At 58.7% G+C, this 17727-nt stretch carries 8 protein-coding genes; all 8 read right to left on the reverse strand.

The window, feature by feature from the left end:
- Positions 1-1366: 1366 nt before the first annotated feature.
- Positions 1367-1876 (reverse strand): REP-associated tyrosine transposase, encoded by a 510-nt coding sequence (locus IEW65_RS04320; RefSeq protein ID WP_188638285.1) that lies wholly within the window; start codon positions 1874-1876, stop codon positions 1367-1369.
- 250 nt (positions 1877-2126) lie between these two features.
- Positions 2127-2642 carry a transcription/translation regulatory transformer protein RfaH gene (gene rfaH / locus IEW65_RS04325; RefSeq protein ID WP_188638286.1) on the reverse strand — a complete coding sequence of 172 codons (516 nt, stop codon included), beginning with the start codon at positions 2640-2642 and terminating at the stop codon, positions 2127-2129.
- A 356-nt stretch (positions 2643-2998) separates the two neighbouring features.
- The gene (locus IEW65_RS04330; RefSeq protein WP_188638287.1) at positions 2999-4330 is read right to left on the reverse strand and encodes an aminotransferase class I/II-fold pyridoxal phosphate-dependent enzyme; all 1332 of its coding nucleotides are present in this window, start codon (positions 4328-4330) and stop codon (positions 2999-3001) included.
- Positions 4327-11658 carry a type I polyketide synthase gene (locus IEW65_RS04335; RefSeq protein WP_188638288.1) on the reverse strand — a complete coding sequence of 2444 codons (7332 nt, stop codon included), beginning with the start codon at positions 11656-11658 and terminating at the stop codon, positions 4327-4329. The genes IEW65_RS04330 and IEW65_RS04335 overlap by 4 nt, the downstream gene beginning before the upstream one ends.
- Entirely contained in the window at positions 11655-13274 is a 1620-nt protein-coding gene (locus IEW65_RS04340) for an LTA synthase family protein (protein ID WP_188638289.1), read from the reverse strand. Before IEW65_RS04340 ends, IEW65_RS04335 begins: the two co-directional genes overlap by 4 nt.
- A 1-nt stretch (position 13275) precedes the next feature.
- Positions 13276-14037, reverse strand: a complete 762-nt coding sequence (locus tag IEW65_RS04345) for an SDR family NAD(P)-dependent oxidoreductase (protein ID WP_229755493.1) — start codon at positions 14035-14037, stop codon at positions 13276-13278.
- Between the two features lie 80 nt (positions 14038-14117).
- A complete protein-coding gene (locus IEW65_RS04350; RefSeq protein ID WP_188638290.1) occupies positions 14118-15353 on the reverse strand; it encodes a capsule biosynthesis protein in 1236 nt (411 codons plus the stop codon).
- A 1-nt stretch (position 15354) separates the two neighbouring features.
- A complete protein-coding gene (locus IEW65_RS04355) occupies positions 15355-17373 on the reverse strand; it encodes a capsular polysaccharide biosynthesis protein (protein ID WP_188638291.1) in 2019 nt (672 codons plus the stop codon).
- Positions 17374-17727: the final 354 nt, after the last annotated feature.

A 17727-nucleotide genomic window follows, 5' to 3' on the forward strand; every position in this document is an offset into this window, starting at 1 on the left:
CGCGGCGTAAGCGATAGCGCACCCGCGAAGCACTCCGTTAGGAGTGCCGATGATGGCACTGAGGTGTGATATTTCACGGTGGCTTAATCCAGGCGGCTATCCGCCGCCCCCGCGGGTGCCTCATTTGCTCGTTGCTCTCGCTCTTTCGTTACGCCGCGCTACGGGTACGTGCAATTGCCCCGTGTTGATGGGTATCACGGCACTTGAGATAGGCACCCGTAGCGCGGCGTAAGCGATAGCGCACCCGCGAAGCACTCCGTTAGGAGTGCCGATCTTGGCACCGAGATGTGATATTCCACGGTGGCATCATCCAGGCGGCTACCGCCGCCTCCGCGGGTGCCTCATTTGCTCGTGCCTCGCAAGATTCGTTACGCCGCGCTACGTGGCAGGCACTCCGCTCTAATGGTTTGCGGTACTTAAGGTGAGCACCCGTAGCGCGGCGTAAGCGATAGCGCACCCGCGAAGCACTCCGTTAGGAGTGCCGATGATGGCACTGAGGTGTGATATTTCACGGTGGCATCATCCAGGCGGCTATCCGCCGCCCCCGTGAGTGCCGCATTTGCTCGTTGCCTCGCAAGATTCGTTACGCCGCGCTACGGGTATGTGCAATTGCCTCGTGTTGATGGGTATCACGGCACTTGAGATAGGCACCCGTAGCGCGGCGTAAGCGATAGCGCACCCGCGAAGCACTCCGCTAGGAGTGCCGATGATGGCACTGAGGTTTGATGCTTCACGGTGGCTTCATCCAGGCGGCTATCCGCCGCCCCCGCGGGTGCCTCATTTGCTCGTGCCTCGCAAGATTCGTTACGCCGCGCTACGTGGCAGGCACTCTGCTCTAATGGTTCGCTGCGCTCAAGAGAGGGCTCCCGTAGCGCGGTGTAAGCGATAGCGCACCCGCGAAGCACTCCGTTAGGAGTGCCGATGATGGCACTGAGGTGTGATGATTTGCGGTGGCCTCATCCAGGCGGCTACCGCCGCCCCCGCGGGTGCCGCATTTGCTCGTTGCTCTCGCTCTTTTGTTACGCCGCGCTACGGGTATGTGCAATTGCCCCGTGTTGATGGGTGTCACGGAACTTAAGGGAAGGCTCCCGTAGCGCGGTGTAAGCGGAGCGCACCCGCGAAGCACTCCGTTAGGAGTGCCGATCTTGGCACTGAGGTGTGATCGTTCTCGGTGGCTTAATCCAGGCGGCTATCCGCCGCCTCCGCGGGTGCCTCTTTCGCTCGTTGCTCTCGCTCTTTCGTTCCGCCGCGCTACGGGTACGTGCAATTGCCCCGTGTTGATGGGTGTTGGCACTTAAGGTGGGCACCCGTAGCGCGGCGTAAGCGGAGCGCACCCGCGAAGCACTCCGTTAGGAGTGCCTGGGGGTTACTCCCAGTTCATGTCGGCCACTTCGGGTATGTCTTGCGTGCCCCAGTCTGGTTCGTACCATCCTTTTTTCACGCATTGGTGAAAGCTGGACCATTGCCATTCGCGAGGGGACTGCGCCCAGCCGTGCTTCACCGGGTTGTAGTGGATGTAATCCATGTGGCGCTGCCAGTCGTTTTCGTCTCGGACCACGTGTTCCCAAAATCCGCGTTGCCATGCGTATTGGCTGCCGGGTGGGAAGAGGAACTCTTTGGAGGCGTATTTTTTGACGTCGCGCCAGCGGGATGAGTAATCGGCGTCTCCTTCGGGGAGGGTCCAGAGGCAGTGCAGGTGGTCGGGAAGGAGAACAAAGGCATCCATTGTAAAGGGTTGTTCATCGCGTACACGTCGAAACGCTCGGCCCAGTGCGTCGATGTTTAAGCGATCCGCTAAGAGCGGTTGGCGGCCGTAGGTGACGACAGTAAAGAAGTAGGTGCCGCCTGGGATATGGGCGCGTCGGTAAGTCGCCATGGCTGCTTCCCTGCAGTGAGTGAGGGGAATAGGGTAGCGTGATTAAAAGTGATGTGCATCCTTGGTGGGTCAGGTTTCAGGGTTTTGGCGGTGGCACTGAGATTTGATGATTCTCGGTGGCTTGATCAGGCGGCTAGCGCCGCCCCCGCGGGTGCCTCATTTGCTCGTGCCTCGCAAGATTCGTTACGCCGCGCTACGATGTTGCCCTTCACCCTTCACCCTTCACCCTTCACCCTTCACCCTTCACCATTTATCGCTTTTCCAGGCTTTCTACGGAAAGCTCGACGTGTTGCGGGCGTTGGAGGACGTTGAGTAGGACGATGGCACGTTCTTCGCCTTTGCTGCGGGTGAAGATGGCTTCTAGGTCTTTGAAGGGGCCGTCGGTGATGGTGACTTTTTCGCCGGCGGTGAAGTAGCTGTGGCTGCCTTCTTGGCGGTGGGGTTGGGCGCGAAGGGTCTCTACGAGTGCGTCGGGCACGGCGATGGGGGTGTTGCCAAAGGTGAGCAAGCGCAGTACGCCCCGGGTGGAGCGGATGGGCCGCCAGTTGCTGACGACTTGGTCTAAGCGGATAAATAGGTAGTAGGGGAACAGCGGCTCGGTGACGGTGGCAAGCTTGCCTTGGCGTTTGCGTTTTACATCCAGCACCGGGTGGAACACCTCATAGCCTTGATTGACAAGGTGTTCAGCTGCGCGAAACGATTCGCTACCTTTGCACTGAATGACGTACCAGTGGGCAGTGCCGGTCTCGATTGTTTCTACTACCATGTGACTACCTTTCTGATTGCCCAGGTGGCTCCCCAGGTTAACGTGCCACCTTCCAGGCGGCTATCGCCGCCCCCGCGGGTGCCTCATTTGCTCGTGCCTCGCAAAATTCGTTACGCCGTGCTACGGGGCTCCACGGCATTTAAGTGGGTATCCGTAGCGCGGTGTAAGCGGAGCGCACCCGCGAAGCACTCCGTTAGGAGTGCCGAAGGTGCCACCGAGGATTGATGCTTCACGGTGGTTGATCAGGCGGCTATCGCCGCCCTCGCGGGTGCCTCATTTGCTCGTGCCTCGCAAGATTCGTTACGCCGCGCTACGGTGTTGGCATTCACCATTCACCATTCACCATTCACCACCAATCACATCCCTTTCGCCATCAGCTTTTCAAGCACATCTAATGTTTCATCAATATGGGCTTGGGTGTGTTCGCAGGAGAGGAAGAAGCGTAAGCGAGCGCTTTTTTCCGGTACGGCGGGGTACAGAATGGGTTGGACGTTGATGTCGTGCGCTAGCAGTTCGTTGGACAGGTGCGCTGCTAGCGGTGAGCTGCCTACGATGACGGGTACTACGGCAGAGCCGATGCTGTGGCCGGTGTCCATGCCGCGGGCTTGGGCTTGCTCTAGGAAGTAGCGGGAGATCTCTTGGAGCTTGGCGACGCGCTCGGGCTCTTGGGCCATCAGCTCAAGTACTTTTAGCGAAGGGGCGGCCACTTGCGCGGGCATGCCCACGCTGTACAAAAAGCCCGGCGCGAAGTAGCGCAGGGTTTCCACTAGCGCGGTGTTCCCGGCAATGTAGCCGCCGCAGCCGGAGAGCGTTTTGCTCATGGTGCCCATCCAGATGTCGACATCGGTGGGGTCAATCGCAAAGTGTTCCCGCAGGCCCAGGCCGGTTTCTCCCATCACGCCGAAGGAGTGAGCTTCATCTACCATTAGCCAGGCTTGATGGCGCTGTTTTAGCGCGATAAAGCGAGGCAAATCGGGGATGTCGCCGTCCATGCTGTAGAGCCCTTCGATCACCACCAGCACGCGCTCGAACTGGTGGCGGTGCTGGGTGAGCAGCGCTTCCAGAGCGTCCGGGTCGTTGTGGCTAAACGACATGCGTTTGGCCCCAGAGAGCTGCGCGCCCACTAACGAGCTGTTGTGAATGTACTCGTCGTGCAGGATGAGGTCCTTCGGGCCGAGCAGGTAGCCAAGGGTAGACACATTGGTCGCATGGCCACTGACGAAGGCGACGGCATCTTCAACGGCATAGGCGTTGGCAATAGCACGCTCTAGCTCACCATGAATGGGGCGTTCGCCTGAGACCACGCGGCTGGCCGAGACAGACGTACCGTAGTGGGCGGCTGCATCACTGGCTGCTTGAACCACGCGCGGGTCACCGGAGTAGCCCAGGTAGTTGTAGCTGGCGAAGTTGATACAAGTGCGCCCATTCATCATGCTGGTGGCACCTGCGAGGCCGTCGTGTACCTTGAAAAAAGGGACTTTTAGGCCAAGCTGTTTAGCGCCTTCGCGCAGCAACATGAGCTGTTGATAGCCCGGGTGGGCATCAAAGCGTGTAAAGCGCTCAGGAACAGAACGGGCTGCCCCCGCGCCTTGGGCGCTGGGGGCAGATGGGCTGGCGGCTCTGGCGGTGGGGCGCTTGCGCGCTTGTTCCAGAAGCTGGCGTTTTAACTCAGAACGCTTGGCGGTCATGGTGTCTCGGTCGCAGGGGATGATGCTGGCTCACTGGTAATGCCATCCGCACCGTGGCGGGCAGCCAAAGAGGCTAACGCATCTTGCGGCGACTCTTCAACATCGTCGTCATGCTGGTGAAGTTTTTGAATCAGGACGCCCGCGAGTTTATCAAGCGTGGAGGCTTCGCTGAGCACCATCACCGGTACCTGAACGCCTAGACGATTCTCGATAGCGGTCATCAGTTCAACGCCCATCAGCGAGTCGAAGCCCATGTCGTAAACCGAGCGGTTCACGTCGATCTTCTCTTCGTCGATCAGCAGAATGCTGGCAAGCTCAGCGCGTAGCAGTTCGGTAATTGTGCTGTGCAGCTCTTCCGGCGAGAGATCCGCTAGCAGCGCGCTGATGTCGTCATCGCTATCCAGACTGCCATCATCATCGCTGGCGCGGGCAATCTCATCAAAGCGCGGCGCGTTGGAAGTGGGCAGGAAGCGCGCGAGAGCACCCCACTCAAGCTCCAGTACGCCCAGGCTCGTGCCAGGAGTGAGTAGCATCTGCTCCAGCACCTTGAGCGCATCATCTGAGCGCAGCGCTGAACCACCCAGACGTTCTTGCAGTGCATCCCGTGTGCGGGTGTTACGCGCTAAGAAGCCGACGTCTTCAATGGCACCCCAGCGCACGCAGGTGGCCGGGAGGCCTTGCGAGCGGCGGCGGGCGGCAAACGCTTCGAGCCAGTGGTTAGCGGCCACGTAGTTTGCTTGGCCGGGGTTACCAAAGAGCGTCGTCGCCGACGAGTAGAGCACAAAGAAGTCGAGGGTGTCGTTGGCGGTCAGCGCTTCTAAGTGCTTGGCACCGTCAATTTTCGGTGAGAGCACTTTTTGAATGCGTTCGGCATCCAGGTTACGAATCAGGCCGTCGTCAATCACCGTGGCGGCATGCACGATGCCACGCAGCGGGCTTAGCTCGCTTTTCGCACGTTCCAGCACCTTGGCGAGGGCATCACGGTCGGTGATGTCGCAAGCCGCTGCCAGCACTTTCACGCCTTGGGCTTCAAACGCTGCCACGGCGGCTTGGGCTTCTTCGCTGGCGGGGCCGCTGCGGCTGAGTAGAATCAGCTCGCGCGCGCCTTTATCTACTAGCCATTGCGCGGTTTTCAGGCCAAACCCGCCCAGGCCGCCGGTGACCAAGTAGCTGGCGTCACTCGCTAGCGTCATGCTGGCGGTGCCCAGCTGCTCCTGATGTGGCTGAGCAATGGGCTGTTCGTAGGTCACTACAACCTTGCCAATTTGGCGCGCCTGCTGCATGTAGCGGAAGGCATCAATCACTTGGCTGTGGCTAAAGGCGGTGAACGGCAGCGGGCTGAGCGTGCCGTCGTTAAACAGTGCCATCATTTCGCCGAACAGCCGCTGGGTGAGGGCGGGCTGTACCTTCATGAGCTGGTCGGAATCAATACCGAAGTAGCTCAGGTTGTTGCGGAACGGGCGTAGGCCAATATGGGTGTTTTCATAGAAGTCGCGCTTGCCGAGCTCTAGGAAGCGACCGAACGGGCGCAGGGCGCGCAGGTTCTGGTTAATGGCTTCACCGGCCAGGGAGTTGAGCACGATATCAACGCCTTCACCCTGGGTATCTTCGAGAATCTCTTCTGCGAAGGTGAGCGAGCGGGAGTCGTAAAGGCGCTCTTCGCCCATCAGGCGTAGGAAGTCGCGCTTCTCTTCTGACCCCACCGTGGCGTAAATTTCAGCGCCCATCCACTGGGCGATTTGCAGCGCGGCAATACCCACACCGCCTGCTGCGCCGTGAATCAGCACTTTTTCGCCGGGTTCTAAACGCGCCAGATGCTTCAGCGCGTAGTACACGGTAAAGAAGGTGGTGGGAATGGTGGCCGCCGCCGCGTAGCTGACGCCCTCTGGCAGCGGTGCCACGGCATGCTGGCTGGCAATCACGCGGTCGCTGAAGCTGGCGGGGCCAAAGCCTACCACGCCCTGTCCGGGGGTGAGGTGCTGAATGTTGCTGCCCACCGCGACCACTTCGCCAGAAAATTCCAGACCCAGCGTCGGCCCGGCAAAGCCGTTTTCAATCGCTTCATCTGACAGTAGGCCCAGGGTGTACATGACATCCCGGAAGTTGAGGCCGGTGGCTTTGACGCGTACTTCTACGTCATCAGCGCCTAGCTCTGGCAGCTGGCGCGGCCGCCACTGCAACTGGCGCAGTTGGCCGGGCAGCGTGAAGCCCAACGTCATGGCTTGGCGGGGTGCTTCGCTGGCGGTTTTTTCCGGGTGCGGTGCGGGCAGCGTACGAAGGCGCGTGGCAAAGCGGGTGCCTTCCTGCGTCACTACCAGCTCGTTTTCACTATCTGGCGTGGCGATAGAGCCTGCTACGCACGCTAGCGCGGCAGCGCTGGGGGCGTCGGGTAGGTCAATCAGGGTCACGCTGTGACCCACCGCCTCATTGGCGAGCGAGCGCCCAAAACCCCATAGCGCGGCGTCATCAGCGTGTTGGTAGCCCTGGGTAGCTAGCCATAGCGTTAAGGTAGTGCCTTGGGCTTCCAGGCCGCTGGCTTCAAGCGCGAGCGACCACTGCTGCGCGCCAAAGCAGCGCTGGGTTTGGGCTTGCGTGGTCGTGCTGCCCAGTTCACGCAGGTCAAGCACGTTCAGTGCCGCAGGTGTTTCGAGCTGGTCGGCAAGCGCCTCGTTCAGCAGCGTTTGTGGCGCTGCATCGCTTACGCGAAGCCATACGCTGTGGTCTGCATGACTGTTTAGCTGTTCGGCTAACGCTACCGCGAGCGCTTCTTGCTGGGCATCGGCCACCAGCAGCGTTTGGGCGATGGATACCTGAACGTTGGTGTCGTTGTGCGCCGGTTGTTGCGCATGCAGCAGGTAAGCGCCGTTCTCTTCTAGCTCCATAGGCGCAGAGACGCTCAGCCCTTGGCTGGTTAGCCACTCAATCAGCGTGTTCTGTTCTAGCGCTGCTTGATCAATGCCCGGTGTTGCCAGCAGGTCATCCAACCAGCGGCTTGGATGAAGGCCAATCACCATTACTTGCGCACCAGGGGCGAGCTGTGCAGGTAAGGCATCGATGAGCTGGCGGGTGCGGTCGGGCTGGGTGATATCGGCACTCACGAACGCCAGCTGCGCTTTTTGGGCATCGGCTAGGGCGGGCAGCGCTTCGTCTAACGGCTGGATATCCATCAGCGGGTAGCGCTCTTGCAACTGCTCCGCTTGGTGGCGTGCCGTGTCGCTGGTGGTGAGCGCACGGTAGCGATAGGTGTCGTTCACCCCTGGCTTGCCGTGGGCAAGCTGCTCTAGCAGGCGTTGACCAAGGGCGGGCGCACAGGGGCCAGCCTCGAGTAGGTTGAGACGTTGCCCGGTGGGTAGTGCGACTAGCGACGCTTCCATGAGTGAGCCTAGCTCGCGAGCCAATACCTGCCAGCCATGTTCACCAATCAGCACCCGATTAATACCCGCCAAGTGCTCGGCACTAATGCCCAGGCTTTCCAGGGTATCACTACCGGTGAGCAGCGGCTCACGGTGCAGGCCTAACCGGCCCACCACGTGAATAGGGGCGAAGTAATCAGGGTAATCTTGCACCAGTAGCTGCCAAATGGCTTCCGGCGGTAGCGGCGCTTCGTCATCGTCAGCGGTGCTGCTGGCGTCGTGTGCAAAGGCTTCGCTTAGGCTATCGAGCAGCGGCGCGACTTCTTGGGCGTAGCGCTGTCCGGTGCTGGCGCTATACGCATCGCTTAGCCCCATCAAGCGCGTTAGCGCATCTGCAGGCAGCGGCAGCGCGACAGCGTTTAGCGGGGCGGGCGTGAGCTCCACATCCAGGTAGCTAAAGTGCTGGTGGTGCGCCCGGTTCAGGCGAATGGCCTTGAAACGTGTTTGGCTCAGCACAGCGACGGCGCGGCCTTGGGCGTCATACAGCTCAAAATCGGCGGTGAAGGAGTGCGGAGCACGTTTGCCCATCACTGCTCGTGCCAGAACGGGCGCGCCCGCTTCCGCGTTGACCTGAATGCGGCCTACGCGTACCGGTACGAAGGCGAGCTGTGCGGCAAACTCGCTGTGCTGTGCCAGCAGCGGAATGAACATCTGGAAGGCGCTATCCAGAATGCCGGGGTGAACATGCAGCGTATCCAGTTGCGTGGTGACCTCATCGGAGAGCTGAATCTCACCAATGACGCTATCGCCCTCAATCCAGCCGCGCTGAATGGCTTGGAACGCAGGGCCGTAGTGCAGGCCAATACGTTCAGCCATCTGCAGGTGTTCAGCCAGCGTATAGTCAGCATCGCGCTTAGGCAGCGCGGGCGCTTGGCGGTTGAGTAGGAAGCCGCGGCTTTCGCGCATGCGGCGTGCGACGGCATTGAGCTGCCACTCGCTGCCCGTGGCGGGCTCGCGGGAATGAATCTCCAAGCGGCCATCATCGGGGTCGAGGGTAAGGCGCATGGCGCGGCCGTTGGGGCCGTCCAGCAGTAGCGGCGCGCGAATTTCCAGCTCTTCGATATCCAGCACCGGTGTCTCTTTTTGCTGGAGCGCGGCGGCAAGTGCCAACTCTACAAAGCCAGCACCCGGGAATACCGCGCCTTCACCTACCACGTGGTCGGAAAGCCAAGGCTGGCGCTTGGTGTCTAGCTGGCTTTCCCAGGTGTGCTCTTGCTGTGCTAGCGGGTAACCCAGCAACGGGTGCTGGTAGTAGCGCGACAGCAAGCCTTGGCCATCGTTGGTGCCTTGTACCCATAGATGAGTGCGCTGCCACGAGTAGCGAGGCAGCAACACGCGCTGGCCTTCTACCGGGAAGAAGCGCTGGCTGTCTAGGTGTAAGCCGCTGAGCAGCAATTGGCTGCGTGTGCGGTTCAATCCCTCTAACCCAGGCTTGTGACGCTCGATGGTCCCGAACACTAGGCCGCTGCGCTCTTGCTCACGCAGTGATTCGTTGAGGTAGCGGCGCAAAATGGGGTGCGCACCCACTTCGACAAAGACGTTGTAGCCTTGCTCAATGAGCGCGGTGGCGGCGCTATCAAACAGCACCGGCTCACGAATATTGAGCCACCAGTAGTGGGCGTCTAGCGCGGTGCCTTCACTGACGTCACCCGTGACGGTAGAGACGTAGGGGACCTTGGTGGCCTGGGGCTGGATATCCGCCAGGGCATCGACCACCCCTGACTGGATGCTATCCATGGCCGGGCTGTGGAAGGCGTAATCCAGCGGCAGGCGCTTTGCGAAGATATCTTGGCCACTTAGCGTGGCTTCAAGCTCGCTAAGCTGGTCACGATCGCCTGCCAGGGTAATCCCTTTGGGGCTGTTAATGCCCGCAAGGCTTACCCGGTTGAACTCAGGTTTGGCTAGCCACGGTGCGATGTCGTCGGCGCTCATGGCAACAGCGGTCATCTCACCTAGGCCACGGGTTTTGCCTTGGTAGTCACTGCGGTAGTAGATGACCTTAACCGCATCCTCCAGGCTAAGCGCACCGGAGGCCCAGGCAGCGGCGACTTCGCCCACGCTGTGGCCAAACACGGCTGCTGGAGTAACGCCCTGGGCTTTCAGCCACTCGGTGAGCGCTACTTGCAGGGCAAAGAGGGCTGGCTGGGCGATTTCGGTACGCACGAAGCGGCTCTCTTCGCCTTCAGGCTTGTTACGGCCTGCTAATTCGTCACGCAGTGAAAAACTGCCGTAGCGCTGGAACAGTGCGTCGACGCGGTCGATGGCGGCGGTGAAGTCGGCATCGGTATCGAGCAGATCATGCCCCATGGTTTCCCACTGGCAGCCGTTGCCGTCATACACAAAGACCGGCCCTTTGGCGTCGGCGAGGCGCTCCAGCGTTAGGACTTGGCTGGCATTACCCTCGGCAAACTGGCGCAGTGCGTTGGCGGCCTCCTCTGCGTTGCTGGCGAAGCAGAGTGCGCCGTGGCTGTGCTGCTCACGGTGGTGGAACAGCGTATGGGCGATATCGTAAAACCCTTGGCCAGATTCCTGCAGGTGCTTCGCTAGGGCGCGGGCATTTTCCGTGAGGGCGGCTTCGCTGCGGGCGCTGACACGAATGGGCAGCGGGGTGTCTGGTGTTTGGTACGGCGCGGCGGCTTTTTCCGGTGCGCTTTCTAAAATCACGTGGGCGTTAGCGCCGCCAAAGCCAAACGAGTTAATGCCAATCACCAAACGGCCTTCTGGCTTCAGGGGCTGTGCTTTGGTGACCACGCTTAAATTCCACTCATCGAATTTGATGCGCGGGTTCAGCTTGCGAATGCCAATGGTGGCGGGCACTTCACGGTGCTGCAGGCTGTAAAGCGCCTTGGCAAGCCCGGCTACCCCTGAGGCGGTTTCTAAGTGGCCGACGTTGCTCTTCACCGAGCCAATCAATAGCGGCGTTTTACGATGTTTGCCGATGGCTTCGCCAATGGCGCGGGTTTCGATGGGGTCGCCAACGGCGGTGCCGGTGCCGTGGGCCTCTAAGTAATCGATTTCATCCGGGGAAATGCCCGCTTGTTCATAGGCGCGGCGCATTAGATCCGTTTGGGCGCTGGGGTTCGGCACCGTCAGGCCCGATTTATGACCATCGGTATTCACCGCTGACCCTGCGACCACGGCCAAAATATTATCGCCATCGGCGACGGCTAGATCGTAATCCTTGAGCAGGAATATCCCTGCACCTTCAGAGCGCACGTAGCCATTGCCCGCCTCATCGAACACTTGGCAGCGTCCAGTGGGCGAGAGCATGCTGGCTTTGGAAAAAATGATAAAGCCGTAGGGGTGCAGGTGCAGGCTGATGCCGCCCGCCAGTGCCATGGTGGTTTCGCCGCTGCGGATCGACTGACAAGCCTGGTGAAACGCTACCATGGAGGACGAACACGCGGTATCCAGCGACATGCTGGGGCCATGCAGGTCGAACACGTAGGAAAGACGGTTTGAGGCAATACTGGAGGTATTACCCGTGGCGGTGGAAGCATCAATCGCCGCCATGTCATCCGCTAGGCGATAAGAGTAATCAAGGCTGGCGACGCCCAGGAAAACGCCGCACTGGCTGCCGCGCAGAGTGCTGGGCAGAATGCCCGCGCTTTCCATGGTTTCCCAGGCAAGCTCCAGCAGCATGCGTTGCTGGGGGTCCATATTGGCGGCTTCGCGGGGGGAGATGCCGAAAAACTCTGCGTCGAAGCCGCTGATATCGCCCAGGCTGCCCGCCGCAAACGTGACGCTGGTGCCGGGGTGGCGTTTATCAGGATGCCAGAAGGCATCATGGCTCCAGCGATCTGGGGCCACTTGGGTGACGAGGTCTTTTTCGGCTTGCAGGTCTTGCCAGAACGTTTCAGGGGTGGTGCCGGGGAAACGATGGGCGGCGCCGATAATGGCCACACGTTTAGTCATTCTTGCTCCTGAGGTTCTGGTTCTGCCTTGATCACATCGTTACTTATATCGCGTCCAAACACTTGTTTAAATAGCCGGACGCCAAGTTCGTTGGCTGCTACTCCCTGCGTAGGGTGCTCCGCAGGCGTTTGGTCAGGCGGTGTTGGTTGGGTTGACCATATCATGTATGGGGTGCTCCCCGTAGGGGGCGTAAAGTGCCCATACGCATCTGGCAGTATAGGTACATGGTCGCCATACCAGCCCAGTAAACCAGGCCTAGCGCGTTCGTTTAGCGCTGTTTTAACGTTTGCCAACATTTGATCAGCTTCACCTAAATGGTGCAAATACACGGCTAATTCGCGTAGGTGGCTAGGAAGAGGCCATGCCGCATGGGGCAGTGTGTCTGCCAAGCGCGCCTGGGTAGGGGCTTCTAAATGCAGCGGGCCGTGGTTTTCCATGGTGATCACAAAAATAAATAGCGGCCTATTATCGTCATCTTTGAGCAGGCGTCCAACCTTTCGTGCTACGGCTCGGTCGCCGATGTACTGCCCATGCTTATCTTGGCTGGTAAAGGAGGCGATATCTATAAAGGTGTCAAAGCCTAGTAGGGGAATCACCTTATCGCGCATATAAAACGTGGCTGGGTAGGGGTGAACGCATACGGTGCGATAACCCTGTGCCCGAAAAGCGCTGGCCACGCTTGGCAGTGGGTGGCGGCTTACGGTGCGATAGGGGTTGAACTGCCGAGGCCCCCAGTGATGAGGCGCAATGCCGGTGAGGACGGCGCACTCGGTACGCACGGTGTTGGCCCCCCAGGCGGGCACGCTGAGTTCGCCTTTTTCGATGGATTCCTGGCACGTGGCATCAAAATGCTGCAGCAGCGTGTTAGCAACGTCTGGGCACCAGGGGCGCGGGTCAAAAAATGACTCACTCTGTACCAGAACCACGTTGGGTAAGACGGCGTCGAGGGCGGTGGACGTCAACGCCTGCTGGCTGACTTCTTTAAAGGGCGAGGCATCAGGCGAGGGTGGAGTAGAGCGCATAAGCGCGACGCCGTAGGCCCAAAGGCTGGCATGCAGCCCAACGCGGTGAAGGTCATCGATGGGGTCAAGCGTCATGGCGGGAAGTGCGCGTACTCCCACACCTACCAGCAGAGCGCCCGCTGCACTCAGTAGCAGCGTGCTTTGCAAGAAGAGACTAGCGCCCCATTGGCTGACGAAAGACGCTTCTAAGTAGAGGAAGCTGCCAATGGCGATAGCCCCCGCGCTGCTGGCAGCGATGGCAAGGCCAATGCCAAAAAACGGTACGTAAAGCCTGGGGTGCAAAATAGCGTCCCAGAAGTATTCAAAGTCGTGGCAAATAAAGGGTTCATTCAGGGTGTTGGATTTGGTATTGCTCGATTGAACCACGACCAGCTGAAGCGACAGCACAAAGACGACGGCAAACCAGGGGCGCTGAAGGAGTAGGGTAAATAATCCAAACAGCAGTAGCCAGCTGCCTACGTGGACAGCATTCGCGGCAATGGAGCGTTTCCAAAGAGGAGCAGGTCGTGGCGATAGCAGCGCTTCAAACGCGAAGCTGCCCAATAGCCCTACGAGCAGTGGCAGGCTTATCGATATCAGCAGGCTGGAAAGCATGTTACTGGCCCCCTACATGATCAAAACCCAGCCGTTTGATCAGCCACTGCGAGACGCCTGCCGGCAGTACGGCCAGCCACCAAGTACCAAAATTCAGCGGGAAGGGAAAGCTGACCCGTGCACGGTTGGCTCGAATGCCGCGAGCGATGACTTTCGCCGCCCGTTCTGGCGGCCACTCCCAAGGCTTGGGGCCGGGCATGGCGTTGCACATCGGTGAGGTAACGTAGCCAGGCATGACGACCGTCACGCCAATGCCACAGGGGGAAAGCAGCCCACGCAGGGCTTCGCCGTAGGCTTTAATGCCCGCTTTGCTGGCGCTGTAGGTGGGCGTGCTGGGCAGCCCATGCCAGCCAGCTAGCGAACTGATAAATACTAACTGGCCGCTCCCGCGTTCGCGCATGGCGGGCACCAAGTGGTGCGCCATGGCGATGGGGGTCGTGAGGTTAATATCCAGCAACGCCTGAACCTCGGGCCAGGGCTCCAGCTCGCCTAACTGCTCCGGGTGAGTGTTTTTGCCCGCGTTGGCGATGACGATGTCTGGTAGCTGCTCGTTGCTGAGTGTGGTGAGCCACTGCGCAAGTGCATCGCTATCGTTGAGATTGACAGACGAGAGCGTCACTTGGGCCCCTTGCTCGCGGCACTGGCTAGCCACCTGTTCTAGCGCGCCGGTGTTTCGGCCATGGAGAATGAGGTGCGTCTCGTTTGAGGCGTACTCCCTGGCGAGTGCGCCACCAATCGCGCCTGTCGCCCCGGTGATCAGCACGCAGCGTGAGCGTTTTGTCTGTTCCGTTGTTGTAAAATTAGCGGTGACGTCAGGTGTGGCATCGGCGGGGGCATTAATGCTCACAGTAGCTTCTCCAGCGGCGATGGGCAGGCTTCTAATATCTGCGCGGCGTTATTAACCGCGAGATCAATGCCTGGCTGGCAGTAAAAACCGCCGTTTACTTGCGCCGCATGCATCACGGTATTGCGGAAGTAACCAAACAGTTCTGTGCTGGGCGGTGGCGGTTGATGCCAAAACTCCTCCAGCGAGCCTTCGTAGGTAAGGCCTGCTAGGTTGTAGATGGGGTCGCTCAGGGTGAATGTAGGGCATTGATGCTCCAGCGAGACAATACCAACGGTGCTGTTCACAGTGACGGTGCCTACCGCATGCTTAATGAGCGCGTTGAGATCCCCCGACTCCAGATACACGATGCGCCCGTTTAAGCCATAAAAGTCAGAGAGCCGCGCAATGATGCTGGGATAGTTGACCAGCCCCATGTCCAAGGGATGATTTTTAATGCATAGCAGCGCATCGCTGGGGGCATGTTCGGCAAACGACCCCATAACGTGATCCATCACCTCTTCCATATTGGCGTAGGGAGAGTGGTCACGAATTTGGGCGTCTGTATTGAGCTGTAAGGGCAACATAAAGTAGGGCTTGCCGCTTTCAATCAGCGTTTTAATACGTTGTGCATCATGTTTCTTCCACTGTTTGAGCAGTGTGAAGCGTTTTATATAGCCTGCGTACTCTACCGGCGCGGTAATCGGCGCGTGGTTGCGGTAGCGGGGTGCCACTAGCGGGTTAGCCAGCCCAGCAACATGGTAGGCCACATCGTGCATGGCGCGAATTTTAAACGATGAGCGAAAGCGTACCGGGGTAGGAAGCTCAGGAAGTGCTTTGCCGGTCTCATAAAACCAAGTGGGGTCGCGGGGCAGTAGCGAATGCCCATTCACACCTTCACGCTCCAGCGTTACCCAGAAAGGGCGAAAATAGCCCTCTTCAAAGACATGGGTGCGAATGCCGGCAGCGGGCGCTTGGTCTACCGCAGGGCGGTGAATGGGGCGGCGGTCTCCGAAAAGAATTTGGTCCGTGATGCCATAACGTTGCCATAGCGAGGTGATGTAGGCGGGCAGTTCGCTGAGCGGGCCGCGAAACAGGTGGCTGTGGCTATGAGTGCGCTGCCAGTAGACGAGATCGCCTGCATTGAAGTTGACTTTCACCACGCGGTGGCCGTCATCGGTTAGGCGGCGGGCTAAACGCTGGTAAAAGGGCGAGCAAACGCCTTGTAAGAATAAGAATGCGCGCTTTTGCTTCAACTCAATGGCTTCCAATCAATAAGTTACGATAGCAACGATAAATGCGCTGCTTCCATGTAAGTAGAGGTTTTTGTGCTCTAGATTGTTGTAACTTTGCCCGTTCCAACAGGCTGACGACAGTCTCGGCGTTGCACAGCTGACCAGAGGCGGGGTCGACGTAATTTGGGTACAGCAATAGCGTGCCAGCGACCAAAGCATCCAAGGAGAGTGTGCGTGTGCGCCTTGGGCAGTGCATGGCATCGTGTGTTAATCCCCAGCCTGCATAAAACGGTAAACCATAAGTGGTCACTTTGCGGTGACGCAGCAGGGCCTCAAAACCGGTCAGCGAACTCATGGTGTGTACCGCATCGACGTGCTCCAAAAGGGCGGTGATGTCGATATGGCTGGCGTCTAAATCATACAGACGTTTGGCATCAGTATCGAGTTTGCCAATTCGCGCGCCGCTGATCACATCAGGGTGAGCCTTGTAAATGATAAACGCATCCGGCTCAGCCTTGCGTACGGCTTTTAATAGCGCGCTGTTAGTGCTGACCTCCGGCGAGCCGGTGGCGATAGACGCATCGCTCTCTACTTGACCCGGCACCAGAATCACCGTTTGGTTATCGGGTAGGGCGACATCGGCTTCGCCGGGCACGTTATATTTTGATAACTTCAACGCCACGAGACGTTGGCGAAGTTGGGCTGCCCTGGCGATCAAGTCTTCGCTGAACGTGCTTTCGTTGAGCAGTGTCTCCAGCTCGCTGGGCTGACGGGGGTCGTAGTAGATCCCGCAACGATCAATCACCAGAGAAAGTGGCTGGGTAAGATCTACCCCCAGGCCAACGGAGCGGATAAAACCATCTTCCATACGCCAAATATGAGGCATCTGGTCGCTGTGGCGGGTTTTAAAGGCATCGTCAATACGGCTTGACCAGACCAGCAGCCGCTGAGTCTCATTGACGTGGGCGGGGAGCTCTTTCTCATAGCGCACGTTAGCCGCTGGGCCTAAGAAGTTGCCGATAAAGCGACGCTTCCAGGAAGAAAAGCCACAGGCTTGCCATTCGCCACGCAGCCGCTCTTGCTGACGCTTTTGGTCGGCAATCAGATGAATGGTGTCTTCTAACGTGGCTGGCTGCCCCGTGTAAGGGTTGGCATAGCGGGTGTAGCGCAGGTAAGCCGCTGCAAAAACATCTGCAAGCGTGCGTTTTTGAACCCGGCGCGGGCAGTGAAGCCGGTCATGGGTTAGCCCCCAGCCTGCATAAAAGGGCAGTCCAAAACAGTGAACGCGCTTACCTGCCATTAAGGCTTCAAAGCCTAACTGGCTCGTGACCACATAGACGTCTTCCACCTGGTCGAAGAGCGCCCAGGGGTTGATGTTGGCGCTCATCACTTTACAGCGGGGGTGGTTGAGTGCTTTGGTGAGGTGCCCCTGTTTCTTACCCGCAATCACATCAGGGTGGATTTTAACCAGCACCTGGGCGTCAGGGTGATGGGTTAAGGCGTGTTCTAACATGAGCGAGAAGCTTGCTGCGCTGGCACCACCGTATTCAATCGATGCATCGCCTGCGGTTTGGTCAACCACCAGCACCTGGGCGTTAGCGTGGGTAGGCGCATGGTCAGGCGCATGATTATATTTGGAGAGCCGATGCTGCCGGAGCAGTGCCATGCAGTGCTCTGCTCGTGATAGCTCCTCAGGGCTGAAAGTGGCTGTGTTCAGCCAATTCTCTATATCGCTAGGGCGTGAGGCGTCGTAGTAGATGCCGGTGTAGTCAACCACCATGCTCTGGGGCTGATAGCCTGCGACGCCAAGCCCTAACGAGCGCAAAAAACCGTCCTCTAAACCAATGTAAGGGAGGTTGTGCCGCTTGGCATAGCGCCTAGCGAGTAGGCTGGTAGGCTTTAATCCCCAGCCCAGAACAGCATGCGGTTGAGAACTTAGCGGACGTATCAGCGAGACGTCGTCAAACTCGTTTAAAAATGCGGCGAGCGACGTAATGCTGCCAATGCCTTTAGAGGTATAACCCGCCGTACGTTTTGCCATAGAGGAGGCCGCAGTGTCTTAAAAGGTGGTTTGCCGAGTAGGCGGCGAACATACGTGAAATAAGCGTCGTTATCAATTAAGCGGTTTCTGGTTTACCTTTGTGCAATATCCGTCATGCAGTGATACAGTTTGAAAGAGTTATCTAAGTTGACTTATATCAACGCGCACACGTCAGTTGTTTTTGGTAAATTCGTTGTCAATATCACGATTGAGACTCAACCCGCAGTCTCAATTTAAGGAAAGTTAACGAAATAGGGATTTTTGGTGCGCTTAGCCCCCATAATTCATAGGCTTATTACGTTTCGTTCTTTAAAAAGCCGGCTTTTGCTGGGACTTTCCTGTGCCTTAGCCATA

It is taken from the genome of Vreelandella lutescens, assembly GCF_014640815.1.
Taxonomy (GTDB): Bacteria; Pseudomonadota; Gammaproteobacteria; order Pseudomonadales; family Halomonadaceae; genus Vreelandella; species Vreelandella lutescens.

Excerpts from the sequence above, each read along its gene's own strand:
- IEW65_RS04335 (WP_188638288.1), bottom strand. The coding sequence starts at position 11,658 with ATGACTAAACGTGTGGCCATTATCGGCGCCGCCCATCGTTTCCCCGGC.
- IEW65_RS04355 (WP_188638291.1), bottom strand. The coding sequence starts at position 17,373 with ATGGCAAAACGTACGGCGGGTTATACCTCTAAAGGCATTGGCAGCATT.
- IEW65_RS04340 (WP_188638289.1), bottom strand. The coding sequence starts at position 13,274 with ATGCTTTCCAGCCTGCTGATATCGATAAGCCTGCCACTGCTCGTAGGG.
- IEW65_RS04320 (WP_188638285.1), bottom strand. The coding sequence starts at position 1,876 with ATGGCGACTTACCGACGCGCCCATATCCCAGGCGGCACCTACTTCTTT.
- rfaH (WP_188638286.1), bottom strand. The coding sequence starts at position 2,642 with ATGGTAGTAGAAACAATCGAGACCGGCACTGCCCACTGGTACGTCATT.
- IEW65_RS04330 (WP_188638287.1), bottom strand. The coding sequence starts at position 4,330 with ATGACCGCCAAGCGTTCTGAGTTAAAACGCCAGCTTCTGGAACAAGCG.